Raw genomic sequence first — 26,678 nt, forward strand, 5'->3', positions numbered from 1 at the left:
AGGGGAGGAGAGGAAGGGAAACTAGGGCGCAATCGGAGGCAGCGCTCAGATTCATCCGGACCCTGACCTCTTCAGCGGAGCCTATGCCTATCCGCTGCTAAGCAAGCGCTCTTCGAGAAGCGTCCGAAAATCCCGACGCGCATCAGCGATTACGAACACGGTCACCTGACCGGGTGCTGGCTCGGGCTGATACCCGTAGATGATGCGGAACGGAAAGCGCGACAATTGCCGAAAGTCGGTGATCCCGAGAGCCTCAAGTTCCGGTGGAACCGGTCCTTTCTCAGGATTGTTCACAAGGGATTCGATAGACGCGACAATGTCATCCAGCAGTGCGTCCGCACCATCGTCGCCATCCGGCCCGCGCTGCGTCAGGCGGCGCTGCCAGATACTCGTGAGATCGCGCTCCGCACCGGAGGTGATCTCGATCGCTACGGCGGCCGTCATCATTCAGTTTGACTTACCCCGTACGCGATCCGCAAGGCCTGCCACCAGGCGGGTCCGACCGGCGGCAACATCGGCCTGTCCGAGCGCCAGAAGTTTTAGCAGAGCGAGCGTTTCCTGTGCGCGCTCGTAGCTGGCGACATCCTGCAGAACTGCCTTGGCTTCGCCATTCTGCGTGATGACCATTGGCCCGGCGCCATCTCCAATCTCCCGGATAATTTCGGCGCTGTGGGCCTTCAGATAGCTGATCGGTTTGATGCGCTGGTCCAGCTTCATAGAACACCTTAGGACTGAATTTGGTCTCCATATAGACCCGATTTGGGCAAATGAGAAGTTCAAGACTTGATTGCGATGCTTTGGAGGGTCTCGCTTGCTCTCGGCGTCGGGACAAACAGCCGCGTGCGGTAGCGAATGATCTCGGTGAAGCAGCCCTTGTTCTTGTACCAGTCGAGGCGATCCGGCGAGAATCCGGTCAGTTCAAGGCGCTGTTCGCCGCCAACCAGCGAACGCTTCACTGTGAGTGGATCGTGGCTTGCGAGGCCCAACGGTTTGCCGCTGGCGAGGACGAGTTCGCCGATCTGGTCCGGCGCCGGACCGGTAACTCCGGAGAGGCCAAAGGTCTCAGCGATCGCAGCGAGATCGATATCGAGCACTTCGCGGCCGATGATCGACTGACCGTCCTCGGCAACGAGCCGGGTGACGCGGACATGATCGCCCGGCAGACGTTTCCACACCGGGAGCAGCAGCCCGGTGGCGAGATGCACGCGCTCGGTCACCGGTGACTTGGCCGCTCGCTCTTCCTCGGCACGCCAGGCCCTCGTGAATGCGGTGACGCCAATTTCTTCCCAGTGGCTTTCAGCGAGTGCCTCGATTGTCCAGTTCGCGGAGTTGAGCGGGCGCAGAAGGCGTCGGCGTTCGATCACGGCCCCGTCGTCGGTGATGAGACGGCGGGTCGGAACCGACAGCGCGACCTTGCCCGAGCGCGCATTGCGCATCGGGATCGCGTGCGAACTGCCAATCTCGTGCATCCGCACTAGGCGCTTCAATCGCAGAGGCCGAAGGTGCCTCGTCACTTCGAGCGAGACGAGACGGGTCTCGGCACCGATCACAGGGTCTGTGCGCAGGAGTTCATCGGCGAAAATTGTGAAGTGATCGACTCTCACGGTTTCCAGTCCCTGGTCGAGCGTTCCGGCCTCGCGCGCGCTTCGACGAGACCAAGGTATTCGTCGAAGATCGCGTTCTGGAGCGCGATCGGCAGCGCGAGAATGCGGTTGAGCCAGCGCTGGATCGTGGGGAGATTGTCGGTCAGTCCGCCATCAGGGTTTTCAAGGCGCAGCCCGGTCCTTTCAACGAAGTTGCCGAAGCTCGTGGCCTCGAGTTTGCCGTCATAGAGCAGCTGGAACCAGCGGCTGAGCGCGTCGCGTGCATAGTCGCTTTCGAGATTGTCTGCCGGGTCGAACAGGTTCTGTCCGCCGGTCTGGCGCTGGCCGCGCGTGAGCGCGCCCAATGCGTCGAGCCTTCGCGCAATGGTCGAGATGAACCGGCGCTCGCCTTTTACATCAGTGGTAACCGGCCGGAACAGCGGGGCCGAGGCCTGATTGGTGCGGTTCGTTCGACCAAGACCCTGGATGGCGTTGTCGGCGCGCCAGCCCGGCTCGAGCAGAAAATGGACCCGGCGCTGCTGGTTCCGGCAGCCAAGGTCGGCATGGTAGGATCGCCCCGTGCCGCCCGCATCCGAGAAGACCAGGATACGTTTGGTCCCTTCCATGAAGCTCTGCGCTTCGGCGACATTGGCACTGGGACTACGCCGTTCGAGACGTTGTTGACCATCGCGGCCCGATACCAGCCTGCGGGTCCGGCCCGTAACCTCGGCGACGGCCTCGGTCCCGAAATGCTCGATGATCGCGTCTAGCGCAGTGGCGATGGGCGGCAGCGCACAGAGCTGCTCGATCAGCGCGTCGCGCGCGGCGATGGCGCGCGGGCAGAAAACGGGATTGCCCTCCTCGTCACTCATCGCCTCGGAGCGAAGATTGCCATCGTCGTCGGCGAAGACCTGCATCAATCGCACCGGAAAGCTCTTGGCGAGGTAGTCGATGACATACTCGCGCGGGGACAGATCGATATCGAGCGCTTCGCGTTCTTCCACGCTAAGGTCGGCAAGGCGCCGGTCGAGCATGGCCTCGGCGGTCGAGACCAGCTGCACGACAACCGAATGATCTTCGCCAAGCGCCGCGTCCATCGCGGGGATGAGGCTCGGCAGTTTCATCGAGAGCAGGAGCTGGGCAAAGAAGCGCTGCTTGGTGCCTTCGAAAATCGACAGCGCCGCAGCCTTGGCGTTCCGATTGAGCGTATCGCCGCTGTCCTCGTCGACCACGCGGGTTGCTTCGAGCGCAGCTTCGAGGTTGCGGTGAATGATTGCCCAAGCATCGGCATAGGCATCGTAGATCCGCACCTGTGCTTCGGTCAGGCTGTGTTCGAGGATTTCGTGCTCGACCCCGGCGAAGGACAACGCACGGGCGAGATAGAGGCCCTGGGCCTTGAGGTCGCGGGCGACAAGCTCCATCGCCGCGACGCCGCCGGCGCGAATTTCGGTCATGAACGCTTCGTGGGTCGGAAAGGCGGTCTCGGGTCCCCAAAGGCCGAGCCGGGAGGTGTAACCGAGATTGGCGATATCCGAGGCACCTGTGGCAGACGCGTAGAGCACGCGGGCGCGCGGGAGATGGTTCTGCAGCCTGAGGCCCGCCATCCCCTGTTCGGAGCCCTTGACCTTGCCGCGGGCCGACGAGCCGCCGAGAGCATTGGCCATGGCGTGGGCTTCGTCGAAAGCGATCACGCCGTCGAAATCCTCGCCCGCCCAGGCAAGGATCTGGTCGAGCCGCGTATCCTCGGCGCGGCCCGAGCGCAGCGTCGGATAGGTGACGAAGAGAATGCCTTCGGACATCGTTACGGGCTGGCCGAGTTTCCAGCGCGAGAGCGGCTGGAGATCGAGCGGCAGCCCGCCAAGCGCTTCCCAGTCGCGGCGTGCATCTTCGAGCAGCGCCTCGTTCTTGGTGATCCAGACATGTCGGCGCTCGATTGCGAGCCAGCGATCCATGATGACCGCGGCGATCTGCCGTCCTTTGCCCGCTCCGGTTCCGTCGCCGAGGAAGAAGCCTTGGCGGTAGGAGTGTCCGTCCTCGGAGAGTTCCAGCGAGGTGCCTTCCTGGCTCACCTTGAACTGACCCGGAAGATCGCGCGCAAATGCCTGGGCAGCGTAGACCAGTGTCTCGCATTGCGCTTCGGACAGCAGGCCATCGGCCTGCCAAAATGCGGGAATGCGCGGGCAAACATCGGGCTGCGGTGCCGCGACCGAACCCATGGCGACCGATTCCACGAGCGGGGTGGGATGGACCGGAGCATCTTCGAAGGCGATGCGGCTGGGCCGGTAAGGCAGGTAGATGCCTGCCTGTTCGGGCACAGGCGCGGGGTCGGCGAGGACCGAATAGGCAAGGTCGATCGCATTCGCCGTCGCTGCTGGTGTCGCGGCGAACGGCGCCACCGGCCGCACCGGCCCGCTTTGGGCCGAAGTCTTGCCAACGAGGCGCACTGGCTTGCCGAGAGGCAGGCGATGGATGTTGGCGGAGGTCTGTACGCGTGGCGGAAGCGCAGTGATAAGCTCGTGGAGCGAGATGAGGTCGGCAGTATCTCCGGTGATCGCAGGCGAGGACGCAGTCGGCGTCTTGTCGAACACAACCAGGCGAACAGCGATCCCCGTCCCTGTCCGGCGAAACATCTGCTGCAGGCGAACATCGAGGAGCAGCGATGCTTCGTCCTGTTCCTTGGCGAAGGTGGAGGCGTCGAAGCCTTCAGGCATAATGGCGACGATCCTCGCCCGATTAGCAGCGGCCCGGATCGCACCGCGTAGGTGACGCATAGCGGTCTCACCGTCCTTGCCGCGTTCCAGGCTGTGAGCGAACGGCGGGTTCATCAGCACGGCAGACGGAACAGGGCCGCGAAGCAAGTCGGCGATCAGTTCCCCGTCATGCGCAGTGATGGTGGCCGTGGGGAAGACGTGGGCCAGACCGTCTCGTCTTGCCGGATCGATCTCGTTGAGGAGCAGCGAAGCGTTCTGGAGGCAACCCCAGAGAGCAAGGGCACCATTGCCTGCGGACGGTTCGAGGAGCGTGTCTTCCGCGCAGACAGCTGCGGCCTTCGCCATCAGACAGGCCAGCATTGGCGGGGTCGAGAACTGCTGGAGCTCGACCTGTGCTTCGCTGCGAACGTGCCGTGGCGGCAAGGCTGCTTCGAGCCAGTCGAACCGCGCTTCGGCTTCGTGTACATTCGTCGCCAGATCGATCCGTGAGGACTCTCGAAGCCAGAGTAGTGCGCCGATTTCGACCGCGCTGTTGTAGTCGTCGATCGTCCAGGCACCTCCCCAGTCCAGAACACCGGTCTCTTCGGCGAACAGCCCGGAAATGTCGGTACGGGTAAGATGACGTCCCGAAGCAAGAAGCGCGGCAACTCGGGTGCCAATGGCATAGGCCAAGGGCATGGACGGCAACTGCTCGCCGGCGGGAAACAGGTCTGATTGAAACATGGCAATTCGTCCTCCTGATGGGGGCATCGGGACACGCCCTCTGCCGGATCAGGAATTCGAGAAGCTCTCTCTCCTCTACCGCGCCGCTTTGCGGCGCAGCCATGCTGTAAGTTCATCGTTCCAGTCGGTGTCGCGTGAGGATGGTTTGCGAACGTGGATCGTCCGCCCATCGCGGGCATAGGCGGCCAGGGCACGCGACGCGGCCAGCTCGCCGCCAGCATCGTGATCGACGAAGAGGTGAAGCTCGGTCACGCTCTCAGGCACGCTGACGAGACCGAAGCGCTCATTGCCCAGGGTTGCCCAGACGGGAATGCCGGTGAGAGCATAGGCCGACATCGCGCTTTCGATGCCCTCCGCGAGGCCGAGCTTGCCGGAGGTAGGAGCGAAAAGGCGGACAGCAGCTTCCCCGAACGCGCCGAGCGCGCGCTTCGGTTTGTCGAAATCGGCCTTGGCATTGCCCGAAAGGAACGTGCGATGGATGGCGATCGGCCCCTCGTCGAGGCTGACTGCCGCGATCATGGCGGGCAGAAAGCGTGTTCGTCCCTTCGGACCAAGCGGCGTTCGTGGGTGGAAGCGCAGCGCCGGCGATGCGGCGAGGATGCCGCGGCTCTCAAGATATGCCTTTGCCGGACTGGCACGCAGTGGCTGTGCATCGCGCCAGATCCTCAGCGCTGCCGCCGAGGGTTTGCGGGTGCTGGTCGATTCGGGTTCGTTGGTGGTCGCAGAACCTGAAAAAAGCGCCGGTGCCTCGAAACCTTCACGCGCCAGAGCAGCCAGCACGCTCTGCTGGTCGCATCCCGCAAAACAGTGGAAGAGGATGGCTTGTCGCCCGAGCGATATGCCGAGCGAGGGTGTGCGGTCGTCATGTGCGGGGCAACGAGCCATACCCTTGGTGCCGGACCATTTGCCGCCACGGCTTTCGCAGATGCGGCGGGCGGTTGCTTCCAAAGAGCTTATCTCGGTGAAATATCGGTGGGACATGGCACATCGCGATCCTTTCGGTTCGCTCATAAAGGCCCTCCTCCCCTCCAGCCCGTCTGTATTGTGAGAGCAGGTTGGAAAGGAGTCACTTCTGCGCTTCGACCCCGTCGGTTTGAGCGTCGCATCGCCATTGCCGCTCAGCCGCGAGGTATACCTATCTGCCGCGGCGGCTTCTCACTTGCGCCATTGATTCTTATTGCTGCCCCATGTCTGGGTCAGTTCAGATCATGTGATAACTTGCGCCCCCTATCGAGAATTTCGATCCGATCTTTCCTTCTGTAAAGCGCGTCGCGCCTTCGGAAGGTAGTCACGCCAAGTCCGCAGATGAGTGATATGGCTGATTTTTCTGGGCTTGCTCATTCCGGCCATCGCTGCAATCGCCATTCTGTCATGGCCGGCCTTACCTGCCTCACAAGCGAATAATGTCTTCGCGCGTTCGATTTCCTCGTCTGAATAATGCATTCGATGCTCCATCGGGTTGGACCTGCGAGAGCGTTCGAACGAAATTCGGCGAACCCTTTGCAGGGTCCGCCGGTTAACCTCCAACTGGAGGACGGGACCTCGGAATTCTTCCGAGGCTGTCGGCTTGTGCCGACATGCGTGACGTTTGCGATATAGTCGCCGAGACAATTCGTGCAACTGCACAGCGACTTTTGAAGTACAATGGTCAAGCCACGGCCTAGCGACCGCTCACCAGCGCCTCTCCACTCAGCCATGGCCATTGTAAGCCTCGTGCAGGAGGCGTTGAAGCATCTTCCTTCGGTAAATCTGCTTCAAGCGAAAGAGCAAAAAAACATGACATATCATTTCTATTTGCGGAATTTCGCATGATATGTCATATATCGGGCCATGCCCCGTTCGTCTCGAGCTGCTAGCGGACTACCGCCCCAGAGCCAACGTGCGATTACACGGCTAGGCAAGGATATCGCCCTTGCTCGCCGCCGGAGAAAACTTCCTCAGCGTTTAATGGCCGAGCGCATGATCGTCTCGGTTCAAACGCTGCAACGCCTCGAAGCGGGGGATCCTACCGTGGGCCTCGCGGTTCTGGCGAGCGCCCTGCATGTCCTTGGGATGACACAGCGCCTTGCCGAGCTGGTAACCCCAGACAGTGACCGGGCTGGCATCAGCGAGGATTTGTCCCGCCTGCCCCAAAAGACCCACGCTGTCAGCGACGATGATCTGGATTTCTAGCAAGCCGTGACGACCATCCGCACCTATGTCTTCGTGCATCTAGAGGAGGGGCCTGTTCCGGCAGGCCTTCTCACGATGACCGACGAACCGCGCAACCAGTTTGCTACCTTCGCTTACGGGCGGCGTTATCTGGAACGCACTGACCGTATTCCGGTCGATCCTGTAGCTCTACCGTTGCACGAAGCTGGAACTTCTCGAACGTTCAGGACGGAAGAAGGCTTTGCCGTGTTCGGTGGCATTCGGGATGCTGCTCCCGATGGCTGGGGCCAATACCTGATGTACAAGGCGATGGGCGATCGCTTGCCGAGCGAAATCGATCTCATTCTGGCCTCGGGCGAACATCGTGTAGGGGCGCTCGCCTTTGGGCCGACATCCGCCCAGCCGGAGAGAATTACGCCATGGGGGGGTGGCCCTGCTCCGGGCGAAGAGTTCACGCTCGCAGAGCTAGCGGAAGCCGCCGAACGCGCGCAGCATGTCGACGAACTCGACGAGAACTTAAGAGCCTTGCTGGCAGCCGGATCATCTCTGGGCGGCGCCCGGCCGAAGGCTGCTACAAAAATCGGCGACCAACCCTGGATCGCGAAATTCCAGAAGCGGGGAGACAGCTTTCCCGAATGCAGGGTCGAACTAGCGACAATGCGGCTTGCCAGCGAGTGTGGTCTCGACGTTCCGCCACTCGACTTCCGCTGTGTCCTTGATCGCGACATCTATCTGATCGAGCGGTTCGATCGGATTCCTCACGGCAACTGGCTGGAACGCAGGCCCTTTGCTTCGGGGCTCACAATGCTGGGGGCGCATGAGAGCGAGGTCAGCAGCTTCAGCTATGCGGATCTCGCAGGAGCGATCCGGCAATTCGGAACCGAAGTGCGCCAGGATCTACATGAGCTATTTCGTCGAATGCTGCTCAATATCCTCGTCACGAATGATGATGATCACCTACGTAATCATGGCTTCCTGTTCGATGGTGAGGGTTGGCGGCTATCGCCGCTTTACGATGTAGTGCCGAAACCGCAGCTGGGACTGGAGCGACGGCTCGTCCTCGGCGTGGGGCCGGAAGGCCGCAATGCAACGATCGAGAATGCTCTCGCCGGTGCCGCGGTCTTCGACCTCAGCCATGATGACGCGAAAGCAATCGCCGAAAACATGAGCAGAACCGTAGCGACACGGTGGGAACAGCTGTTCACGGAGGCTGGGATAAGCGCGGCTGACCGCAAGCGTTTCGCAACCTGCTTCCGATTGGCAGCGCCTGCATCATGATCGCAATCGCAGAAATCCGTTCATGGCGGCGCGTGCTTACCAAATTTGGCATGGTGATTACCCGGTGATTGCTAGTCGAAAAAACAGGGATCAAAAAATGCTGATTAGTGATTATATATCAGTGTATTATGATAGTATGATCACTAAGGTCTGGTATTTCCGCTTCCGCCGCAAATAGCAGAAGGCCGCCCGGTCGCCCGGACGGCCTTCCCTCATGCCGGTTGGCACCGACTATGGATCAGAAGCGCAGGCCGAGCCCGGCCACGACCTGGTCGGTTGTCGCATCGCCGAAATCGCCGCCGATGTCGTCATATTGCGACCGGCGGTATTCGACCCGGCCTTCGAGCGGTCCGGGCAGCTGGATCTGCAGCCCGCCGCCGAACCGCAGCCCGCTGGCATTCTCTTCCAGATCGTCGAGCGATCCGGCGCTGGTGAAGGCCTTGGTGTCGAGCGCGGTATAGCCGACCTTGCCATAGGCCGCGATCCCCGGGGTCACCGCGAAACCGGCGCGCGCGCCGATGTAATACTGGCCATCGGCATCAAGCCCGTCGCGGGCACCGCCGAAGCTGTCGGGGAATTCGGTCGACCCGCCACTGGTGGACAGTTCGCCCTCGACGCCGACGAAGGCGCTGCCAAGCGAGAGGTCGTAGCCGGCAGTAACGCCGTAGACCGCCGAATCGGCATCGGCGCTGACGCTGCCGTCGCCCGAATCGACATTGAGCCCCTCGTAGCCGGCCAGCGCGCCGACGTAGAAGCCGCCCGGCGCGGTGTTCTGGGCCTGCGCCATGGCAGGGACGGCCAGCATGCCGGTGGCGATGGCGAGCGTTGCGATTGTCTTTTTCATCTCGATTCCTTTCGCGTGCGTTGGGGGGTGCACGGTCAGGCCGCTTGGCGAAGCCGCGCTTGCGCGCGGATGAACCGCGGGTCGGCGCGACGCATGACAGCGACGGATGGGGCGAATTTTCGACCAAGGGTTTTGCCAAGCCGCCCAAAGGCGAGCTAGCCTGCCGCACAAGGCACAAGGGCCAACGGAGAGCAAAACATGGCGGACAGGACGGTATTCATTCTCGGGGCATCGCGCGGGATCGGGCTTGGCCTCGTCGAGGAGTTCCTCGCACGCGGTTGGGGTGTCGTTGCGAGCGAGCGTTCGCATGGCGACGATCTGCACGCGCTGGAGTGCGATGCGCTGCGCATCGTGACCTGCGACGTGACCGACCCCGACAGCTATGCCGACCTCGGCCTCGGCGCGGGAGAGCTCGACACGATCATCATCAATGCGGGGATCGGCGGGGCGCGGCACCAGGACGCCATGCAGGCGACCACCGAGGACGTGGCCGAGATCATGATGACCAATGCCTTCGGTCCGGCCCGCGCGGCCAAGACGCTGCTCCCGACGCTGAAGGATGGCGGCACGCTGGCAGTCATGTCCTCACAGCTGGGTTCGATCGCCGACAGTTCCGGCGGGTTCGAGCTCTACCGCACGAGCAAGGCGGCGCTCAACATGCTGGCCAAAGGCATTTCGGTGCAGCTGGCCGAACCGCGCGGGATCGGCGTGATCGCGCTTCACCCTGGCTGGGTGCAAACCGACATGGGCGGCCCGCAAGCCACGCTGACAGTGGCGGAAAGCGTCAAAGGGATCGCCGATGTGATAGAGGGTGCAGGGGCCGAAAGCGGGTTCCGCTACCTCGACTATAGCGGCAAGACGCTGCCTTTCTGACAGGCCGCGCTAGGCCGCGGACGACCTTCGCGCCGCCAGATGCGGCATGAGTGCGAAAACCACTTGCCCCGCAAGGCCCAGCAGGCCTTCCGGCCTTGCCAGCCCATCAAGCCAGGCGGCAACCGTCCCGCCCATGGCGCGCGTTAGTGCCAGTTCGGCGAGCAGGAGCAGCGCCAGTGCGAGCGCCCCGACCGAGAGCGCGCGGCGTCCCGGCGCCAGCGCGAAATGCCGGACGAGCCAGGTGGCCACCAGCCACGATGCGAACAGGATCACGGGCAGCTCGATCACGCCTGCCATCAATGCGCCCACCTGCGGCGCCAGCCAGAACATCCGCACCACGCCAAGTCCGAAGCCGATTGCAAACACCAGCCCGAAATACGCCAGCGCCGGCGCGGCCAGTCTCACCCCACGATACCCGCGCTGGCCAGCACCGCCAGCGTCAGCAGGTCGGGTGCGATCGCGGTCATCGGGGCGATCTGCACCGGCTTCTCGCTGCCGATCATCATCGGGCCGACCATCGTCTCGCCGCCCAGCTCGCGCAGCAGCTTGGCCGACAGATTGGCCGATTGCAGCCCGGGCATGATGAGCACATTGGCGGGCCCCGACAGGCGGCTGAAGGGATAGAGTTCCATCACCTTGCGGTTGAGCGCGGCATCGGGCGCCATTTCGCCTTCATATTCGAAATCCACCGCATCGTCCGCATCGAGCAGCGCGACGGCATCGCGCAGATTGCCCAGCCACTGGCCCGAGGGATTGCCGAAGGTCGAATAGGACATGAAGGCGACGCGCGGTTCGTGCCCCATGCGGCGAGCGACCGCAGCGGTTTCCTTGGCGATATGCGCCAGCTCGGCGGCGCTGGGGCGTTCGTTGATGGTGGTGTCGGCGAGGAAGGTGGTCTGGTTCTTGCCGATCATCATGTGGATGCCGAACGGCGTCGCGCCGGGCTTGGGATCGATCACCCGCGCCACTTCGCGCGCGGTCTGCGCATAGGTCCGCGTCAATCCGGTGATCATCGCATCGCCATGGTCGAGCGCGACGAGCAGCGCGGCGAAGACGTTGCGTTCCTGATTGACCATCCGCTGCACGTCGCGCTGCGTGTAGCCGCGGCGCTGTAGGCGTTTGTAGAGATAGTCGTTCATTGCCGGGACCTTGTCCGACAGCGCCGAATTCTCGATGATCCAGTCGTCGGGATCGTCCACGCCCAATTCGCGCAGCTTCTCGAGCACCTTCTCGGTGCGGCCGACGAGGATCGGTTCGCCATAGCCGAAATCGCGGAACTGGATCGCCGCGCGCAGCGCGACATCCTCCTCCGCCTCGGCGAAGACCACGCGCTTGGGATTGGCCTTGGCCTGTTCGTAGATATTGGTCAGCGCCGCGGTGGTGGGATTGAGCCGCGCCTTGAGCGCGAGGCGATAGGCGCCGAAATCCTCGATCGGGGCTTCCGCGACGCCGCTGTCCATCGCCGCCTGCGCAACCGCGCTGGAGACGACTTCCATCAGCCGCGGATCGAAGGGCGCGGGAATGATGTATTCCTCGCCGAACTGGTGGCTCACGCCATAGGCCGCCGCCACTTCGTCGGGCACGCGTTCGCGTGCGAGTTCGGCGATGGCATGCGCGGCGGCGATCTTCATTTCCTCGTTGATCGCGGTCGCCCGCACATCGAGCGCGCCGCGGAAGATGAAGGGGAAGCCGAGGACATTGTTGACTTGGTTGGGATAGTCGCTGCGTCCGGTGGCGATGATCGCGTCGGGGCGCACCGCCTTGGCATCTTCGGGCATGATCTCGGGAACGGGATTGGCCATGGCGAAGATGATCGGCCTGTCGGCCATCTTGGCGACCCATTCGGGTTTCAGCGCGCCTGCGGCGGACAGGCCGAGAAAGATGTCGGCACCGACCAGCGCCTCTTCCAGGCTGGTCGCCTTGGTGGGCACGGCATGCGCGCTCTTCCACTGGTCGACATTGTCGCGCCCGGGGGTGATCGGCCCGCTGCGGTCGCAAACGATCACGTTCTCGTGCGGCACGCCGATCGCCTTGATCAGCGCGGTGCAGGCAAGCGCGCTGGCGCCCGCGCCATTGACCACCATCTTCACATCCTTGAGCTTGCGCCCGGTGAGGTGGCAGGCGTTGATGAGGCCCGCGGCGGCGATGATCGCGGTGCCGTGCTGGTCGTCATGCATGACCGGGATGTTCATCCGCTCGCGCAGCGCCTGTTCGATGATGAAACATTCGGGCGCGGCGATGTCTTCCAGATTGATACCGCCGAAACTCGGCTCCATCAGCGCGACCGCTTCGATGAACTTGTCCGGATCCTCGGTATCGAGCTCGATATCGATCGAATCGACATCGGCGAAGCGCTTGAACAGCACCGCCTTGCCTTCCATCACCGGCTTCGAGGCCAGCGCGCCGAGATTGCCGAGGCCGAGAATCGCGGTGCCGTTGGAAATCACCGCGACCAGATTGGACCGCGCGGTATAGCGTGCCGCATCCGCCGGATTGGCAGCGATCGCTTCGACCGGTGCCGCCACGCCAGGCGAATAGGCCAGGCTCAGATCGCGCTGGCTCGCCATCGGCTTGGAGGCGATGATCTCGATCTTACCCGGGCGGATAGTCTCGTGATAGAACAACGCCTCACGCGTGGTGAAAGCGGATTTTTCGTCGGCCATGGGTGTCCTCGTCTCGCTGCCCCCTGCCCCTAACCGCTCGCGCGGCGAAGTCATAGGGGAAAGGGGGCCGCGGCGACTCCCCAATCGCGCGCGCGCTCGCTAGGTCCGGCGCCATGGCCGACACGCCCACTCCGATGATGCAGCAATATCTCGCGCTCAAGCGCGAGGCGGGCGATGCGCTGCTGTTCTACCGCATGGGCGACTTCTTCGAACTGTTCTTCGAGGATGCGCGGGTCGCAGCGGGGGTGCTCGATATCGCGCTCACCACGCGCGGCGAACATGGCGGGGAACCGGTGCCGATGTGCGGCGTGCCGGTGCATGCCGCCGAGGGCTATCTCGCCCGGCTGATCAAGGGCGGCTGCCGCGTCGCGATCGCCGAACAGACCGAGACGCCCGAGGAAGCGAAAGAACGCGCCCGGCGCGACGGGACCCCGGTGTCCAAGACGCTGGTGGCGCGCGATATCGTGCGCTTCGTCACCGCCGGCACGCTGACCGAGGAAGCGCTGCTCGAACCGCGGCGCGCCAATCTGCTGGTGGCCGTAGCCCCGGTGCGCGACGGGGTGGGGCTGGCATCCTGCGATATCTCGACCGGGCGGATGGAGCTGGAGCAATGCGCCCCCGACGCGCTCGATGCAGCGCTGGCACGGATGGGCGCGAGCGAGATGGTCGCCCCCGATGACTGGGATGCCGCCCCCGCCGACATGATCCCCCGACCGCGCGCCGATTTCCGCAGCGAGGACGGGGAGGCGCGGCTCAAGGCGATCCACGGGATCGCCACGCTCGACGGGCTGGGCGATTTTTCGCGCCCGATGCTGGCCGCGGCGGCGGGCCTGATCGCCTATCTCGACCATGCCGGGCGCGGGACGCTGCCGTTCCTGCTGCCACCGGTCGCGCGCGGGACGGGCGCGCATCTGGCGATGGATGCGGCAACGCGGACCAGCCTCGAAATCCTCGAAGCGCAGGGCGGCGGGCGCACGGGCAGCCTGATCGCCTGCGTCGACCGCTGCGCCACCGGCGCGGGCGCGCGCCAGCTGGCCGAAGACCTGTCCGCCCCGCTGGCGGATCGTGGCGCGATCGAACAACGGCTGGCCAGCGTCCACCATTTCCACGCCGATCCGCTGCTGCGCGCCGATCTGCGCGCGGTGCTGCGGCAGGCGCCCGATATCGGGCGCGCGCTGGGGCGGCTGGTCGCGGGCCGCGGCAGTCCGCGCGATCTGGGCCAGATCCGCGACGGGCTGGCCGAAGCGCGCCGGGTGCGCGCGATGCTGAGCGAAAGCGCCGACCTGCCCGCGCTGCTGCAGCGGATGTGCGAGGCGCTGGGCGGACATGCGGCGCTGGTCGACCACCTGGCCCGCGCGCTGGTCCCCGCCCCGCCCACCGAACGCGGCCAGGGCGGCTATGTCGCGAGCGGCTACGACCACGCGCTCGACGCGCTGCGCGAGACTTCGGGCAATGCGCGCAAGGCGATCGCCGCGCTCGAGGCGAAATATCGCGAAGAAACCGGCACTCCCTCGCTCAAGATCAAGCACAACAAGGTGCTCGGCTATTTCATCGAAGTGCCCGCCAAGCACGGCGACAAGCTGATGGCGGCGGACAGCGGCTTTACCCACCGCCAGACCATGGCGGGCGCAGTGCGCTTCAATTCGCTCGGCCTGCACGAGGAAGCGACGCGCATCGCGGAGGCCGGCGCGCATGCGCTAGCGGCCGAGGAAGCACATTTCGAAACGCTTGTCGGCGAGGTAGTGGCCGCGCGCGAAGCGATTGCCGCGACCGCGGCGGCGCTGGCGCGGATCGATGTATCCGCGGCACTGGCCGAGCGCGCGGTTGAGGGCGACTGGGCCCAGCCCGAAATGCTCGACGAGCCCTGTCTGGAGATTACCGGCGGGCGGCACCCGGTGGTCGAGGCGGCGCTGGCGCAAGGCGGCGAGCGCTTTGTGGCCAATGATTGCTTGCTGGGGAGCGACGACCGGCTGTGGCTGATCGGCGGGCCGAACATGGGCGGTAAATCGACCTTCCTGCGGCAGAACGCGCTGATCATGCTGCTGGCACAGGCAGGCAGTTTCGTACCTGCCCGCGCCGCACGCATCGGGCTCGCGGACCGGCTGTTCAGCCGCGTCGGCGCGTCCGACAACCTTGCACGGGGTCGCTCGACCTTCATGGTCGAGATGGTCGAAACCGCAGCGATCCTCAGCCAGGCCACCGCGCGCAGCTTCGTGATCCTCGATGAGGTCGGCCGCGGCACCTCGACCTATGACGGGATGGCGCTTGCGTGGGCGGTGGTCGAGGCGGTCCACGAGAATTTGCAGTGCCGCTGCCTGTTCGCAACGCATTATCACGAGCTCTCGCGGCTGGCGGACACCTGCGACAGACTGACCCTGCATCATGTCCGCGCCCGCGAATGGAAGGGCGACCTGGTGTTGCTGCACGAGCTTGCCAAGGGCGCGGCGGATCGCAGCTACGGGCTCTCGGTGGCCAAGCTGGCGGGGGTCCCCGCCCCGGTCATCAAACGCGCGCGCGCGGTGCTCGACAAGCTCGAAAAGGGCCGCGAGCAGACCGGCGGGCTCGCCGCGGGGCTGGGTGAATTGCCGCTGTTCGCGGCGACCGCGCAGCAGCAGGACGACAAACCCGATCCCGTGCGGAGCGCGCTCGAGACGCTCGACGTCGATGCGCTTTCGCCGCGTGAGGCGCTCGATACGCTCTATGCACTCAAGGCGCAGGCGAGCGAAACGGACACTTAACCGGCTTTCGTATAGGGTGCGCCGCTATGGATAACGGACTGCCTCCGGGAGTGCTGAAGAAGCTGGCGATGGTCGGCCTTTTCCTGCTCGCCGTGCTGCTGCTGGTCGGCGGCGAAGACGACCCCGGGCTGATCGGCCAGCTTGGCGACGGCGCACCGGGCGATGCAGGCTATGGCGAACCGCGCCAGACAGAGGTCGTTTCATCCAGCCCCGAGCCGCCACCACCGGCACGGCGGGGGCCGGACCCGTCGCTATCCGCATGGTACGCCGAGAGCGAGACCTCCGGCCCCGCCGAACCGGCACCGTTCACTCCCGCCCCGCTCGATGACAGCTATCTGATCAACGACGCCGCACCGACCATCGACACGTCAACCTCGGTCCCGCCGTCAGGTGTGGTGATAGACCGGGAGCCCCCTCCCGAGATCGTCGAGTAAGCGCGGAACCGGCGCAGCGATCCGCGATTGATATCCTATGGCGCAGGACGATCCCCCCGAAGATCCCGACAAGTCGACCGAATGGGCCGAATTGCGCACCGATCTTGCGGAAGACCGCAATATCATGGCGCTGGAGCGTACGTTCGCGGGGTGGATGCGCACCGCTTTCGCCGCGATCGGCATCGGTCTGGGGTTCAAGGCGGTGTTCGGCGCATTCGATCCGCCCTGGCTGGCCAAGGCGATTGCGACGGTATTCATCCTCGCGGGCGGATGGCTGGCGATTACCGCGCAGCGGCGCGCTTGTCATACGATGGAGAAGCTGAGCGCACACAAGTTCGAGGCCGTATCGACCCCGAACTTCCGTGTGCTGGCCTATGCGATTGCCGCCGGCGCGCTGATCCTGACCGCGGGTCTGTGGATCCTCAATGACGGCAGCCTGACCTCTTAGGTCCCGTCGCCGCGCAATCCGTCGGGCTTGGCGGACTTGCCGTATTTGTCGACATTGTCGTCATGGTTGGGTTCGCCCCGATAGGCCGACATGTCGATCCTGCCCGAGCTTTCCATGTCGCGCATGTGGTCGATGGTGTCCTGCGTCGAATCGCCCATCAGGTCGCTCTTGTTGTCGCCCTTGATGCTCTCGGTCGGCGAGCCGGTCTCGCGGTTCTGCGCTTCCTCGGACACTTCCTGCGCCTGGTTGCGATGATCGTCCTGCTCGTCGTTATGCGTTTCGGGCGCGAGGTCGGCCTGGCGCTCCTCCTGGCTACTTACCTTCTTGTCGGTCATGCGTAGTCTCCTTTGCCTGACCAACGGAGAGCACGGGCGCAGGGTTCCTGCGGAGTTTGGGTAGTGGGCGCCCGGTGATGTTGGCGGCACCAGCCCGCGGCCGTCCCGAATCTTTGTAGCGTGCGGTCAGGACATCCGTCCTGACCTACGGCACCGGCCCACACCCCCTCCCGGCCACCCATAAAAAACCGTGCGGTGGGTGGCCGGGAGGGGGTGTGGGCCGGTGCAGCCGCAAGGGGAGCGCGAACGCGCTTCCTGCACCCACAAACTACCTGGTCGGCACCGGCTCTTCGCCCGTGTAATCGTAGAACCCGCGGCCCGTCTTGCGGCCGAGCCAGCCGGCCTCGACATATTTCACGAGCAGCGGCGCGGGGCGGTACTTGGCATCGCGGGTGGTCTTGTAGAGCACCATGATGATGTCGAGACAGGTATCGAGCCCGACGAAATCGGCCAGTTGTAGCGGTCCCATCGGGTGGTTGAGGCCGAGGCGGCAACCCTTGTCGATATCCTCGATCCCGGCAGTCGACTGGCCCAGCACGAACACCGCTTCGTTGATCATCGGCAGCAGGATGCGGTTGACGACGAAGCCGGGCTCGTCCTGCGACAGGACCACTTCCTTGCCCAGGCTCTCGGCAAAGGCAGTGGTGCTGTCGGTGGTCGCCTGCGCGGTCGCAAGGCCGGGGATGACCTCGATCAGCTTCATCACCGGCACCGGATTGAAGAAATGCAGCCCGATAAACCGCGCCGGATCGGGCGCATAATTCGCCATGCGCGTGATCGGGATCGAGCTGGTGTTCGAGGCCATGATGGCATCGGCGGCGAGGTACTGGCCCGCCTTCTCGAAGATCGCCTGCTTGATCGCTTCCTTCTCGGTCGCCGCCTCGATGATCAGGCTGGCGTCCTGCATCGGCGCGTAATCGGCGACCGGGGTGATGCGCTTCAGCGTCGCCTCGGCATCGGCGATCTCGATCTTGCCCTTGCCGACCAGCTTGCCCAGCGCCTTGTCGATCCCGGCGTGTGCCTGCTCGGCGACCTCCAGGCTGACATCGGCCAGCAGCACATCGATGCCGTTCGCGGCCACGGTCTGCGCTATTCCCGAGCCCATCTGGCCCGCACCGATGATGGCAACCGTATTGTTCATCGAAATTTCCTTCGCGTCTGCAGCAACGGCGCTGCACTAGCGAAGGCGCGGAGCGCTGGCTAGCGCCTCAGCGGTTGGCGCCAGGCACCCACTTCACGTCTGCCCGCCCATCGTCATTGGCGACCCGCGCCAGCACGAACAGATAGTCCGACAGGCGGTTGATATAGGCCAGCGCCTCGCTGTTGGTGGGCATCTGCGCCGCCATCGCCGTCATCGCGCGTTCGGCTCGCCGGACGGAGGCGCGGGCGATATGCAACCGCGCAGCCGCATCGCTCCCACCCGGAAGGACAAAGCTGGTCAGCGGTTCGAGCCGGGCATTGGCATCGTCGATCGCGCTTTCGAGCCATGCGACCTGCGCCGCGACGATCCGCAGCACCATTTCCGAGGGCGCGAAATCGTCGTCCTCGCCCGCAGGCGTCGCCAGATCCGCGCCAAGGTCGAACAGATCGTTCTGGATGCGATAGAGCGGTGCGGCGAATTCGCCATCGGCCAGCGCGACCGCGGCGAAGCCAAGCGCGCTGTTGGCTTCGTCGACCGCGCCGATCGCTTCCATCCGCGCGGCGTGCTTTGGCAGGCGCGAACCATCGACGAGGCCGGTGGTGCCGTCATCACCCGTGCGGGTATAGATCTTGTTGAGCTTGACCATGCTGCGGCGGCCGTCCGGCTCAGTTCGCGATGGCGAGGATCACGGCGACCACCACCACTGCCAGTGCCTGGTACTTGATGCGCGCGAACATCATCTTGTTCTGCATCAGCTGCATGTCGGTGGCATCGGTTTGCTCACCGCTCTCCAGATCGATCTTGGTGCTTTTCATGAAGGCGACGATCCCGCGGATGAGCGAGGCGACCACGAGAACCATCAGGATGACGAGGAGAATGATGAGGAATGTGTTCATAGCCCAACGGACTTAGGCGCTCGCGAGCGAAATGCCAGCCGGAAAACTGTGCAAGCGCAGTTGCTCTGCAAGCAACAGCCCGTCCTCGCCCGCCTCCCGCCGATCGGCCAGCGAGGGCGACCCGCGCCGCTTGGCGAGCTTCTGCCCGCTCTCGTCCACCAGCAGGCGGTGATGGTGCCAGCGCGGCACCGGCAGGCCGAGCAGCGCCTGTAGCAGACGGTGGATCGGCGTTGCGGCGAACAGGTCCATTCCGCGCGTTACCAGTGTCACCCCGTCGGCGGCATCGTCGAGCGTGGCGGCAAGGTGATAGCTCGCGGGCGCGTCCTTGCGCACGATCACGACATCGCCCGCCTCGCGCGGATCGGCCACCTGCGGGCCGGACAGCGCATCCTCCCATGTCAGCGCGCCGACGTCTGCCACGGCACGCGCGACATCGAGCCGTAGCGCCGCGGGCCGGTCCGGATCGGGCGGGCGGATTTTGCAGGTCCCGGGGTAGACGAGGCCCTGCGAACCCATTTTCGCCCCCTGCGCCTCGATCTCGGCGCGGGTGCAGGTGCAGCGATAGAGGTAGCCGCGCGCGAGCAAATCCTGCGCGGCGGCGGCATAGGCCGCGAGCCGGGTCGATTGCGCGGGCACTTCCTCCCATTCGAGCCCGAGCCACGCGAGATCGCGGCGAAACGCATCGGCCAGTTCGGGCCGCGACCGCGGGCCGTCGATATCCTCGACCCGCAGCAGGAACCGCCCGCCGGCCTGTTTTGCCAAGTCATGCGCGACCACCGCCGAATAGGCATGGCCGAGATGCAGCGGGCCGTTGGGACTAGGGGCAAAGCGGGTGACGGTCATACGGTTCTAGAAAGGGAGAGCGCGGAATAGCGCCGGTTGCGGACAAGTTTGTGGATAGCCTGTCTGTAACAGGCTTGACGCTTTTCCTTGCAAGTGCATTTTCTACCGCATCGGGGAGGAACGCACAGGTGTTCAGGGCCGAACTGCTTGAACGGGCCGCAAGGTTCCGCAGTACCGACGAAGATCCGACGCGCAATTTGCAGTCGTGCCCTTCGCTCGTCCTCAATGCCGACTACACTCCGCTGTCCTATTACCCGCTCAGCCTGTGGCCGTGGCAGACCGCGATCAAGGCGATCTTCCTCGACCGGGTCGATGTGATCGAGACCTATGACCGCGAGGTCCATTCGCCTTCGCTCGACATGAAGATTCCCAGCGTGATCGCGCTCAAGCAATATGTGAAGCCGAGCGAGTTTCCCGCGTTCACGCGCTTCAACCTGTTCCTGCGCGACCGCTTCAGCTGCCAGTTCTGCGGCGCGATGCAAAATCTGACCTTCGACCACGTCGTCCCGCGCCGATTGGGCGGCAAGACGACATGGGAAAACATCGCCACCGCCTGCGCGCCGTGCAACATGAAGAAGGGTGGCCGCACGCCGAAGCAGGCGGGGATGCAGCTCTACAACGAGCCGATCCGCCCGACGCACTGGCAGCTGCAACAGCACGGCAAGCAGTTCCCGCCCAACTACCTCCACGAAACCTGGCGCGACTGGCTCTATTGGGACATCGAACTGGAGGCGTAAGTGAATGCGTGCAGGTCGAAACGCGATGGGCTTGAAGACCACGCTCGCGCTTGGCCGGATCGCGCGGGCCGGAGTTCTCTCGCTACTCTTTGCCGCGGTTCTAACACCCCCGACTGCAGCGCAGGACCACAGCGACCCAACCGAGACCCAACCTGTCGCTCGGCCGAACAATCCCGAAATGACCGCAATTTTCGAAGCGGACCAGGCCGCCCGCAAGAAGCCCGATATCGATTGGGAGAAAGTCGCCATCGAAGATGCAGCGCGCAGGAAACGCGTCGGGGAACTACTCGATGCAGGCGCGCTGCAAAGCGGCGACGATTACTATCACGCGGCATTTGTCTTCCAGCATGGCGATGCCCCGTCGGATTATTTGAAGGCTCATGCGCTGGCGCTGCTCGCTGTATCCCGCGGCAAGAAATCGGCCACTTGGATCGCTGCAGCGACACTCGATCGCTACCTCATGGCTATTGGGCAGCCGCAAATTTACGGAACGCAATTCACCAAACGGGACGATGGCTGGTCGCAAGAACCCTATCAGCGTGAACTGCTAAGCGATGCCTTGCGGGAGGCGTCCAGCGTTCCACCGATCGCACAGCAGGAACGGCAGCGAAGCGCGCTTTCCGCACGAGATACGGGCGAATAATCGCTAAGCCGATAGAGCCTCACGTTACCGCTGCCCGATCGCGAAATTCATCGCTGCAATTCGCCTGTCGCTCTGGCCGCTGCAGCAGCCCGGCAAGCAGTTCCCGCCCAACTATCTCCACGGAACCTGGCCCGACTGGCTTTATTGGGACATCGAACTGGAGGCGTAAGATAGTCTATCTAGGTCAATCTTACGCCTTCTCGCGTTTCAGCTCAGGAATTTCTCTAGCGCCACAAGCGCAAGCAACCAAAAAAGGACTCGCAGGCTCTTCCGTTGCCAAACTGGTTTAGAGTCCTCGTATGCGTCGACGTCCGTAATTTTTATTCCGGGATCTTTGTAACGTCGACCACTCCAAGAATAAACCGAGCGAAACTTGGTCATCAAGTCCGCCCGCTTTGCTTCCGCCGATTGCGAACGCGCAGCAATTACATTTGCGTGGATGTGGCGACCCTGTTCGCGATCATAAGCTTCCTTGCCCTCCCCTTTCCGAAGGGCTGGGTCCGTTGGCCGCATTCCGCAATCGATACAGGGGTCGAAAAGGCTGTACATCGGCGCACCGCAATTGAGACAGACTTGAGTCATGGGCTCCGCTTAGCTTCGGATACTAAACAATGACTTACAAACGCGGCTCGGTTCAGGTCACCGCTGCCCGCTCGCGGAATTCTGCGCGCTGCCATTCGCCTGCCTCGATTACCTCGGCAAGGTGCCGCGCGGCTTCGGCGATATCCTCGAACCGCACATAGGCGGGGGCGAAGCCGAAGCGCAGGATATCGGGATCGCGGAAGTCGCCGATCACGCCGCGTGCGATCAGCGCCTGGCAGATCGCATAGGCTTCCGGATGGCGGAAAGAGAGCTGGCTGCCGCGCTGTGCGGGATCGGCGGGGCTGACGAGATCGAGATCGGCGCCGCGTTCAGACAGGCACTGGCGGAAGAATTCGGAGAGCGCCTGCGATTTGGCATAGAGCCGGTCGACGCCGATTTCGGCGATGAGGTCGACGCCTACTTCAAGCGCTGCCAGCCCGAGGATCGGGGGCGTCCCGCACAGCAGCTTTTCGATCCCCGGCGCGGCCTCGTAATCGTCGCTGAACGCGAAGGGCGCTGTGTGCCCGAACCAGCCGGTCAGCGGCTGTTGTGCAGCGCTTAGGTGCCGTTCGGCCACGAAGGCATAGGCGGGCGCGCCGGGCCCTCCGTTGAGATATTTATAACCGCAACCCACCGCGAAATCGGCCGCGCACGCGCCCAGATCGACGAGCAGCGCGCCGCCCGAATGCGACAGGTCCCACAGCACCAGCGCGCCCGCCTCATGCGCCGCACGGGTCAGTTCGGCCATGTCGAACAGTTCGCCGGTCTTGTAATGCGCATGGGTCAGCAGCAGCAGCGCGACATCGTCATCCAGCCCCTCGGCCAGCTGCTCGCGCGGGGCCAGCCGGCGCTCGGCAAGCCCTTGTTTTTCCAAGCCATCGATCATGTAGAGGTCGGTCGGGAAATTGCCCGGCTCGCTCAGCACGACCTTGCGCCCCGGGCGCATCCCGAGCGCGGCGGCAATCAGCTTGAACAGGTTCACGCTGGTGGAATCGCAGGCGATGACCTCCTGCGGCTGCGCGCCGATCAAGGGCGCGATTTTGCCGCCGATCCGAGCCGGCCAATCGACCCAGCCAGCCGTATTCCAGCTGCGGATAAGATCCTGTCCCCATTCCTCGCGCACCACCTGTTCCATCCGCTGCGGTGTCGCTTTCGGCAGGCAGCCCAGCGAGTTGCCATCGAGGTAGATCACGCCTTCGGGCACAAGGAACCGGTCGCGGAATTCGGCCAGCGGATCGCCTGCATCGAGGGTCCGCGCGCGCTCGAGCCCCGTCTCAGTCATGGGGCAGCTCGCGCAGGATCGCGCGGGTAAGACCGGCATCGCCGCCCGCGATCTTCAAGGGCAGCGCGATCAGTTCGTAGCGCCCCTCGGGCACGTCATCGAGCACCAGCCCTTCGAGGATGCGCATTTCATGCGCGAGCACCGCCTTATGCGCATCCATCGTCTTACTGTCCTGCGGATCGACGCTGGGCGCATCGGTGCCAACCAGCTTGACGCCCTGCAACGCCAGCCATTCAATCGCTTCGGCATCGATGGCGGTAAAGCTGCTGTCCCAATCGTCGTGCGGGAAGCGTTCGAAGGTCCGGAACAGCACGCGGTCGGCGCTGTCGATATGCGGGAGATCGCCGACGGAGATTCTTCCGCCGCTCACGTCCGTGGCATCGACCACGAGGCATTCGCCGAGATAGGGATCGAGCGCAACGCTCGCGATATCGGGCGCGGCCGGCGAATAATGCAGCGGCGCATCGCCATGCGTCCCCGAATGCGTGCTCATCGTCATCCGCCCGACATTGACCGGCGAACCGTCCTCCATCTTCCAAGTCCGGTCGAAGGCGAAGGCGGTGTCGCCCGGCCACACGGGCAGGCCGGGGCGCAGCGTCTGCGAGATATCCCAGATGCGGCGAGTGGTCTTCCAGCTGCTCATATCGCGGTCCTCACGCTGAGCAGCTCGGGGAAGAAGGCGGCCTTGAGCACGCTGGCGAGGTAGGGGACGCCGGGGGTTCCGCCGGTGCCCTTCTTGAAGCCGATGATCCGCTCGACCGTCTTGAGATGACCGAAGCGCCAGCGCTGGAAATGGTATTCCAGATCGACCAGCTTTTCGGCCAGTTCGTAAAGGTCCCAATATTCCTTCGGGTCGCGGTAGATCTCCGCCCACGCCGCCTCGACCGCAGGTGTGTGCTCCCACGGACTGCCGTGATCGCGCGCGAGCACATCCTCGGGAATGGCGAAGCCGCGCCGCGCGAGCAGCGCGATCGCTTCGGCATAGATCGATTTGCGCGTCAGTTCGGCGCGCAAGGCATCGGCTACCTCGGGCGTGGCCTCGTGCATGGTGATCATGTCCGGATTGCGCCCGCCGAGGAGGAATTCCATCATCCGGTATTGTGCGCTCTGGAATCCGCTCGACCCGCCCAGATGCGGGCGGATGGTCGAATAATCATGCGGGGTCATCGTGCTGAGCACGTCCCAGCTCTGGATCAGCTGCCCTTGCGCGCGCGCCACGCGGGCAAGCATCTTGAACGAGGGCCGCAAATGGTCCTCGCGGATGCACTCGCGCGCTTCCGACAGTTCGTGCAGGCATAGCTTGAGCCACAGCTCGCTGGCCTGGTGGACGATGATGAACAGCATCTCGTCATGCGCATCCGAAGCCGGGTGCTGCGCCGCGAGAATGCGGTCGAGATCGAGATAGCTGGAATAGGTGACGTCGGATGCCATGCGCGCTGCCCTAGCGCGCATCGGTCACCGATGAAACTACCCCTCGATCACCTGCGTATGCGGGTGGTGCGTGTCGAGGTGTTTTTTCACGATGCGTAGGTTCTTGGTGTTCGAGCGATAGATCACGTCGAAGGCATCGCCGATAAGCGGAACGCTGCCCACGGTGCTGTCGATCGCAATATTGCCGATCATGCGCCAGAGTTTCCAGCGCGGCAGGCCGAGATTCTTCGCTTCCCAGACGATATAGCCGGCCAGCGCGGCGGTGATGATATCGCCGGCCACGGGGATGAAACCGATGATCGTGTCGAGACCGATGGGATATTTCGTCCCCGGGACCACCAGGCTGCGTTCGAGCAGATGCTCCATCGCCTCGATCCGCTTGCGGATCGATACCGGATCGGTGCCGGTCGGCAGGTCCAGCCCCATGGGGCGCGGGCGGTTCGAATTGTCCATGGTGTCCTAAATGGGTGCGCGGGAAAGGGGGAACAAGGGATGGATGTTCCACGGGTTCTCGATGAACGCCTCGACCTCCGCGCGGACCAGCGACCAGCGGATCGGTGCGCCAAGCGGAATATAGAGATTGGTGCCCAGCAGGGCGGCTTCGGCTTCGTAAAGGTATGACGCTTCCTCCCCGCCATCGCGCGCATCGAGCGCCAGCGCGACGAGATAATCGGCATCCTCGCTGCACTGCGGGCGGCTGACGGTGCAGTTGAACTGGTTCAGGAACCAGCGCGGCGAGGCATAGCGCGCCACGCGGTCGCGCAGGGTAAGATCGGCTGCATCGAGAGTATCGGCGCGGGTGGCCGACACACCGATCGCGGCGAAATCCTCAGCCAGCCCCTCGAACAACAGGTCGGACCCGGGTCCTGCCGGCAGGAACAGGCTGACCTGCGGCTCCTGGCCGCTGCCCACGCGCCATTGCGCCACCCGCTGGCGGGCGTCGCTCCGGCGCTGCTCGAGCGAGAGCGCCGCCCAGCGTTCGCTGGGGGATTGCGCTGGTGTCGACAGGATGGTCGGTACAATCCGGGTCGAGGCGATCCAGCCGCCGATGTTGAACGGCTGCATCAGGCCTTCGCGGTCGATGGCCATGGCCAATGCCTCGCGGGTGCCGATCGTGCCGAGGAAGCCCGCGGCGCGGCGGACATCGAGGCCGAACAGGCCGACCGCCGCGTCGAGCCGCACATTGCCGCGTGACAGCGGGCCGGTGCTGGCCAGCGGCAGTGTCGCCAACCGTCCGCCGAGTACGAGGTCGAACCGGCCCTCCGCGAACCCATCGGTCGCGGCTTGAGCGCTCGCCGGGTGTACCCGCACCGCCCGCACGACTTCGTCCCAGCCCGGCTGTTCGGGAAGTCCGCGCAATTCGGGTCGCAAGGGGGACAGCAGGAGCCCATCGTCCTGTACACGCTGTGTCATCAGACCCACGCTCTGCTCGCCAAAGCCGATCCCCAGTTCGGGTTGCGCGAGCACCTGGAGGAAATCGGGCATCGGGCTGGTGAGGCGGATTTCGATAACCCGTCCGGTCATCGCGCGGATATCGCGGACCTTGGCGAGGTCGAGGCCGAGCGAAGTGCCCTGCAACTGGCGCATGCGGCGCTGGAGCGCATCACGGACCGCCTGCGCGGTCAGGCGCGACCCGCCAGGCAGGTCGAATTCATTGATGCGGAAGATATAGCTCGCGCCGCCATCGGTCACGATCCAGCGTTCGGCCACGCCGGGGACCACTTCGCCGCGCGGGTCGAGTCGCACGAGGCCGGTCGAGACCGCCGCCCGGACATGCTGGCCTGCGGGGCTCAGCCGGACGCCCTCCGCCGCCAGTTCCCCCGGCTCGGCAATGAACGCGACATCGACGATGCCATCATCGGTGCCCGCGCTGCACGCAGCCAGCGAAGCAGACAGGAAGGCGAGGAGCCACGAGCGCATGACAGCCGGTTAGCAGCCCCCGCGCCCGGCGTCAGCCGAACAATTCAGAGTTTGCGGAGACGACGTTCTTCGTCGGAGAATGTGGTCGGCTGGGTCGCCGGTTGGGTATAACGCGGCGCGGGCGCCGTGGAGCCGACGGGGGCCCGCACGATTTTGGGATCGATCTCGTTTTCGAAAGCCACCCCGAACCGGTTCCCCTGCGCCCAGGCGACGCTGCCCTTGACCATGCCGATATTGCGCAGCTCGATCATCAGGCGGTCGCCGCGCGAGGCTGTGACGCCGCTTTCTTCAGCCATCATCCCGCCGGCCGACAGATTGCGCACCTTGACCCGGATCGCTTCCGAGCGACCTTCGAAGGTCAACTGGGCGAACAGGAGCAGACTATCACGCGTAACGTTGCGAGTCTCGACCGAGGACATGGC

The 26,678-nt window shown here is 64.3% G+C and carries 26 protein-coding genes and 2 pseudogenes; 9 read left to right on the top strand and 19 right to left on the bottom strand.

The annotated features are described in order from the left end of the window. Positions 1-87: 87 nt before the first annotated feature. The 5 genes and pseudogenes from J2S32_RS09475 to J2S32_RS09495 all read right to left on the bottom strand — a co-directional run bounded on the left by J2S32_RS09475 (position 88) and on the right by J2S32_RS09495 (position 6,460). On the bottom strand, positions 88-447 hold the full coding sequence (locus J2S32_RS09475; protein ID WP_253520503.1) for a type II toxin-antitoxin system RelE/ParE family toxin: 360 nt from the start codon (positions 445-447) through the stop codon (positions 88-90). Further along, positions 448-717: a type II toxin-antitoxin system Phd/YefM family antitoxin gene (locus tag J2S32_RS09480; RefSeq protein WP_046904049.1), complete on the bottom strand. Its 270-nt coding sequence runs from the start codon at positions 715-717 to the stop codon at positions 448-450. A 59-nt stretch (positions 718-776) separates the two neighbouring features. Next, positions 777-5,017, bottom strand: a pseudogene (locus J2S32_RS09485) (strawberry notch-like NTP hydrolase domain-containing protein). 75 nt (positions 5,018-5,092) lie between these two features. Further along, a complete protein-coding gene (locus tag J2S32_RS09490) occupies positions 5,093-5,902 on the bottom strand; it encodes a DUF7146 domain-containing protein (RefSeq protein WP_431192114.1) in 810 nt (269 codons plus the stop codon). Positions 5,903-6,244: 342 nt separating this feature from the next. After that, complete coding sequence (locus J2S32_RS09495; RefSeq protein ID WP_251104441.1) at positions 6,245-6,460, bottom strand: hypothetical protein; 216 nt, start codon at positions 6,458-6,460, stop codon at positions 6,245-6,247. A 504-nt stretch (positions 6,461-6,964) separates the two neighbouring features. Between J2S32_RS09495 and J2S32_RS09500 the strand changes: the two genes are divergently transcribed. Together J2S32_RS09500 and J2S32_RS15840 are read left to right on the top strand one after the other, a co-directional pair. Next, positions 6,965-7,189, top strand: a complete 225-nt coding sequence (locus J2S32_RS09500) for an XRE family transcriptional regulator (protein ID WP_008601437.1) — start codon at positions 6,965-6,967, stop codon at positions 7,187-7,189. 75 nt (positions 7,190-7,264) lie between these two features. Beyond that, positions 7,265-8,446 (top strand): type II toxin-antitoxin system HipA family toxin, encoded by a 1,182-nt coding sequence (locus J2S32_RS15840; protein WP_207790961.1) that lies wholly within the window; start codon positions 7,265-7,267, stop codon positions 8,444-8,446. Positions 8,447-8,684: 238 nt separating this feature from the next. On the opposite strand, the gene J2S32_RS09510 is transcribed toward J2S32_RS15840, so the two are convergent. Further along, positions 8,685-9,290 (bottom strand): outer membrane protein, encoded by a 606-nt coding sequence (locus J2S32_RS09510; protein ID WP_253520507.1) that lies wholly within the window; start codon positions 9,288-9,290, stop codon positions 8,685-8,687. Positions 9,291-9,488: 198 nt separating this feature from the next. Here J2S32_RS09510 and J2S32_RS09515 point away from each other — a divergent pair, with 198 nt between their 5' ends. After that, entirely contained in the window at positions 9,489-10,163 is a 675-nt protein-coding gene (locus tag J2S32_RS09515) for an SDR family NAD(P)-dependent oxidoreductase (protein ID WP_253520509.1), read from the top strand. Between the two features lie 9 nt (positions 10,164-10,172). Here J2S32_RS09515 and J2S32_RS09520 read toward each other — a convergent pair whose 3' ends face one another. Then, positions 10,173-10,568: a hypothetical protein gene (locus tag J2S32_RS09520; RefSeq protein ID WP_253520511.1), complete on the bottom strand. Its 396-nt coding sequence runs from the start codon at positions 10,566-10,568 to the stop codon at positions 10,173-10,175. Further along, positions 10,565-12,826: an NADP-dependent malic enzyme gene (locus J2S32_RS09525; RefSeq protein WP_253520513.1), complete on the bottom strand. Its 2,262-nt coding sequence runs from the start codon at positions 12,824-12,826 to the stop codon at positions 10,565-10,567. Before J2S32_RS09525 ends, J2S32_RS09520 begins: the two co-directional genes overlap by 4 nt. A 113-nt stretch (positions 12,827-12,939) precedes the next feature. On the opposite strand from J2S32_RS09525, the gene mutS reads away from it, so the two are divergent. Genes mutS through J2S32_RS09540 form a run of 3 tightly spaced genes read left to right on the top strand, consistent with a single transcriptional unit; the run spans position 12,940 to position 16,446 of the window. After that, positions 12,940-15,564 (top strand): DNA mismatch repair protein MutS, encoded by a 2,625-nt coding sequence (gene mutS, locus J2S32_RS09530; RefSeq protein WP_253520515.1) that lies wholly within the window; start codon positions 12,940-12,942, stop codon positions 15,562-15,564. Positions 15,565-15,590: 26 nt separating this feature from the next. Beyond that, positions 15,591-15,998, top strand: a complete 408-nt coding sequence (locus tag J2S32_RS09535) for a hypothetical protein (protein WP_253520517.1) — start codon at positions 15,591-15,593, stop codon at positions 15,996-15,998. Between the two features lie 37 nt (positions 15,999-16,035). Next, complete coding sequence (locus J2S32_RS09540; RefSeq protein ID WP_253520520.1) at positions 16,036-16,446, top strand: YidH family protein; 411 nt, start codon at positions 16,036-16,038, stop codon at positions 16,444-16,446. On the opposite strand, the gene J2S32_RS09545 is transcribed toward J2S32_RS09540, so the two are convergent. From J2S32_RS09545 to gluQRS, 5 genes are all read right to left on the bottom strand, one after another. Then, the gene (locus J2S32_RS09545) at positions 16,443-16,781 is read right to left on the bottom strand and encodes a hypothetical protein (protein ID WP_253520522.1); all 339 of its coding nucleotides are present in this window, start codon (positions 16,779-16,781) and stop codon (positions 16,443-16,445) included. The two genes, J2S32_RS09540 and J2S32_RS09545, sit on opposite strands and share 4 nt — an antisense overlap. A gap of 268 nt (positions 16,782-17,049) precedes the next feature. Next, positions 17,050-17,922: a 3-hydroxyacyl-CoA dehydrogenase NAD-binding domain-containing protein gene (locus J2S32_RS09550; protein WP_253520524.1), complete on the bottom strand. Its 873-nt coding sequence runs from the start codon at positions 17,920-17,922 to the stop codon at positions 17,050-17,052. A 67-nt stretch (positions 17,923-17,989) separates the two neighbouring features. Next, positions 17,990-18,568 (bottom strand): cob(I)yrinic acid a,c-diamide adenosyltransferase, encoded by a 579-nt coding sequence (locus J2S32_RS09555; RefSeq protein ID WP_253520526.1) that lies wholly within the window; start codon positions 18,566-18,568, stop codon positions 17,990-17,992. Positions 18,569-18,587: 19 nt separating this feature from the next. Then, positions 18,588-18,818, bottom strand: coding sequence for an HIG1 domain-containing protein (locus tag J2S32_RS09560; RefSeq protein ID WP_253520528.1), 231 nt, complete (start codon positions 18,816-18,818; stop codon positions 18,588-18,590). Between the two features lie 12 nt (positions 18,819-18,830). Further along, positions 18,831-19,661 (bottom strand): tRNA glutamyl-Q(34) synthetase GluQRS, encoded by an 831-nt coding sequence (gene gluQRS, locus J2S32_RS09565; RefSeq protein ID WP_253520530.1) that lies wholly within the window; start codon positions 19,659-19,661, stop codon positions 18,831-18,833. Between the two features lie 128 nt (positions 19,662-19,789). Here gluQRS and J2S32_RS09570 point away from each other — a divergent pair, with 128 nt between their 5' ends. The 3 genes and pseudogenes from J2S32_RS09570 to J2S32_RS09580 all read left to right on the top strand — a co-directional run. Continuing rightward, complete coding sequence (locus J2S32_RS09570) at positions 19,790-20,398, top strand: HNH endonuclease (protein ID WP_437181921.1); 609 nt, start codon at positions 19,790-19,792, stop codon at positions 20,396-20,398. 4 nt (positions 20,399-20,402) lie between these two features. Beyond that, positions 20,403-21,041, top strand: coding sequence for a hypothetical protein (locus J2S32_RS09575; RefSeq protein WP_253520532.1), 639 nt, complete (start codon positions 20,403-20,405; stop codon positions 21,039-21,041). 58 nt (positions 21,042-21,099) lie between these two features. Next, positions 21,100-21,210 (top strand): annotated as a pseudogene (locus J2S32_RS09580) (HNH endonuclease); the annotation flags it as partial. 465 nt (positions 21,211-21,675) lie between these two features. Here the strand turns inward: J2S32_RS09580 and kynU are convergent. From kynU to J2S32_RS09610, 6 genes are read right to left on the bottom strand one after another with little or no spacing between them, the layout of a single operon-like run. Continuing rightward, positions 21,676-22,905 carry a kynureninase gene (kynU, locus tag J2S32_RS09585; RefSeq protein WP_253520535.1) on the bottom strand — a complete coding sequence of 410 codons (1,230 nt, stop codon included), beginning with the start codon at positions 22,903-22,905 and terminating at the stop codon, positions 21,676-21,678. Next, positions 22,898-23,548 carry an arylformamidase gene (gene kynB, locus J2S32_RS09590; protein ID WP_253520537.1) on the bottom strand — a complete coding sequence of 217 codons (651 nt, stop codon included), beginning with the start codon at positions 23,546-23,548 and terminating at the stop codon, positions 22,898-22,900. The genes kynU and kynB overlap by 8 nt, the downstream gene beginning before the upstream one ends. Next, positions 23,545-24,336, bottom strand: a complete 792-nt coding sequence (locus J2S32_RS09595; RefSeq protein WP_253520539.1) for a tryptophan 2,3-dioxygenase — start codon at positions 24,334-24,336, stop codon at positions 23,545-23,547. Before J2S32_RS09595 ends, kynB begins: the two co-directional genes overlap by 4 nt. Before the next feature lie 36 nt (positions 24,337-24,372). Beyond that, positions 24,373-24,789: a DUF4112 domain-containing protein gene (locus J2S32_RS09600; protein ID WP_253520541.1), complete on the bottom strand. Its 417-nt coding sequence runs from the start codon at positions 24,787-24,789 to the stop codon at positions 24,373-24,375. A 6-nt stretch (positions 24,790-24,795) separates the two neighbouring features. Continuing rightward, positions 24,796-26,256: an ABC transporter substrate-binding protein gene (locus tag J2S32_RS09605; protein ID WP_253520544.1), complete on the bottom strand. Its 1,461-nt coding sequence runs from the start codon at positions 26,254-26,256 to the stop codon at positions 24,796-24,798. Positions 26,257-26,300: 44 nt separating this feature from the next. Beyond that, on the bottom strand, positions 26,301-26,675 hold the full coding sequence (locus tag J2S32_RS09610; RefSeq protein WP_253520546.1) for a PilZ domain-containing protein: 375 nt from the start codon (positions 26,673-26,675) through the stop codon (positions 26,301-26,303). Positions 26,676-26,678 lie beyond the last annotated feature (3 nt).

This window comes from Qipengyuania citrea (assembly GCF_024171405.1).
In the GTDB taxonomy this organism is placed as follows: Bacteria; Pseudomonadota; Alphaproteobacteria; order Sphingomonadales; family Sphingomonadaceae; genus Qipengyuania; species Qipengyuania profunda.

What these genes read in the sequence shown, in the direction of transcription:
- J2S32_RS09475 (WP_253520503.1), bottom strand. Translation starts at nt 447, where the DNA reads ATGATGACGGCCGCCGTAGCGATCGAGATCACCTCCGGTGCGGAGCGC.
- J2S32_RS09480 (WP_046904049.1), bottom strand. Translation starts at nt 717, where the DNA reads ATGAAGCTGGACCAGCGCATCAAACCGATCAGCTATCTGAAGGCCCAC.
- J2S32_RS09490 (WP_431192114.1), bottom strand. Translation starts at nt 5,902, where the DNA reads ATGGCTCGTTGCCCCGCACATGACGACCGCACACCCTCGCTCGGCATA.
- J2S32_RS09495 (WP_251104441.1), bottom strand. Translation starts at nt 6,460, where the DNA reads ATGCATTATTCAGACGAGGAAATCGAACGCGCGAAGACATTATTCGCT.
- J2S32_RS09500 (WP_008601437.1), top strand. Translation starts at nt 6,965, where the DNA reads ATGGCCGAGCGCATGATCGTCTCGGTTCAAACGCTGCAACGCCTCGAA.
- J2S32_RS15840 (WP_207790961.1), top strand. Translation starts at nt 7,265, where the DNA reads ATGACCGACGAACCGCGCAACCAGTTTGCTACCTTCGCTTACGGGCGG.
- J2S32_RS09510 (WP_253520507.1), bottom strand. Translation starts at nt 9,290, where the DNA reads ATGAAAAAGACAATCGCAACGCTCGCCATCGCCACCGGCATGCTGGCC.
- J2S32_RS09515 (WP_253520509.1), top strand. Translation starts at nt 9,489, where the DNA reads ATGGCGGACAGGACGGTATTCATTCTCGGGGCATCGCGCGGGATCGGG.
- J2S32_RS09525 (WP_253520513.1), bottom strand. Translation starts at nt 12,826, where the DNA reads ATGGCCGACGAAAAATCCGCTTTCACCACGCGTGAGGCGTTGTTCTAT.
- mutS (WP_253520515.1), top strand. Translation starts at nt 12,940, where the DNA reads ATGGCCGACACGCCCACTCCGATGATGCAGCAATATCTCGCGCTCAAG.
- J2S32_RS09535 (WP_253520517.1), top strand. Translation starts at nt 15,591, where the DNA reads ATGGATAACGGACTGCCTCCGGGAGTGCTGAAGAAGCTGGCGATGGTC.
- J2S32_RS09540 (WP_253520520.1), top strand. Translation starts at nt 16,036, where the DNA reads ATGGCGCAGGACGATCCCCCCGAAGATCCCGACAAGTCGACCGAATGG.
- J2S32_RS09545 (WP_253520522.1), bottom strand. Translation starts at nt 16,781, where the DNA reads ATGACCGACAAGAAGGTAAGTAGCCAGGAGGAGCGCCAGGCCGACCTC.
- J2S32_RS09550 (WP_253520524.1), bottom strand. Translation starts at nt 17,922, where the DNA reads ATGAACAATACGGTTGCCATCATCGGTGCGGGCCAGATGGGCTCGGGA.
- J2S32_RS09555 (WP_253520526.1), bottom strand. Translation starts at nt 18,568, where the DNA reads ATGGTCAAGCTCAACAAGATCTATACCCGCACGGGTGATGACGGCACC.
- J2S32_RS09560 (WP_253520528.1), bottom strand. Translation starts at nt 18,818, where the DNA reads ATGAACACATTCCTCATCATTCTCCTCGTCATCCTGATGGTTCTCGTG.
- gluQRS (WP_253520530.1), bottom strand. Translation starts at nt 19,661, where the DNA reads ATGACCGTCACCCGCTTTGCCCCTAGTCCCAACGGCCCGCTGCATCTC.
- J2S32_RS09575 (WP_253520532.1), top strand. Translation starts at nt 20,403, where the DNA reads ATGCGTGCAGGTCGAAACGCGATGGGCTTGAAGACCACGCTCGCGCTT.
- kynU (WP_253520535.1), bottom strand. Translation starts at nt 22,905, where the DNA reads ATGACTGAGACGGGGCTCGAGCGCGCGCGGACCCTCGATGCAGGCGAT.
- kynB (WP_253520537.1), bottom strand. Translation starts at nt 23,548, where the DNA reads ATGAGCAGCTGGAAGACCACTCGCCGCATCTGGGATATCTCGCAGACG.
- J2S32_RS09595 (WP_253520539.1), bottom strand. Translation starts at nt 24,336, where the DNA reads ATGGCATCCGACGTCACCTATTCCAGCTATCTCGATCTCGACCGCATT.
- J2S32_RS09600 (WP_253520541.1), bottom strand. Translation starts at nt 24,789, where the DNA reads ATGGACAATTCGAACCGCCCGCGCCCCATGGGGCTGGACCTGCCGACC.
- J2S32_RS09605 (WP_253520544.1), bottom strand. Translation starts at nt 26,256, where the DNA reads ATGCGCTCGTGGCTCCTCGCCTTCCTGTCTGCTTCGCTGGCTGCGTGC.
- J2S32_RS09610 (WP_253520546.1), bottom strand. Translation starts at nt 26,675, where the DNA reads ATGTCCTCGGTCGAGACTCGCAACGTTACGCGTGATAGTCTGCTCCTG.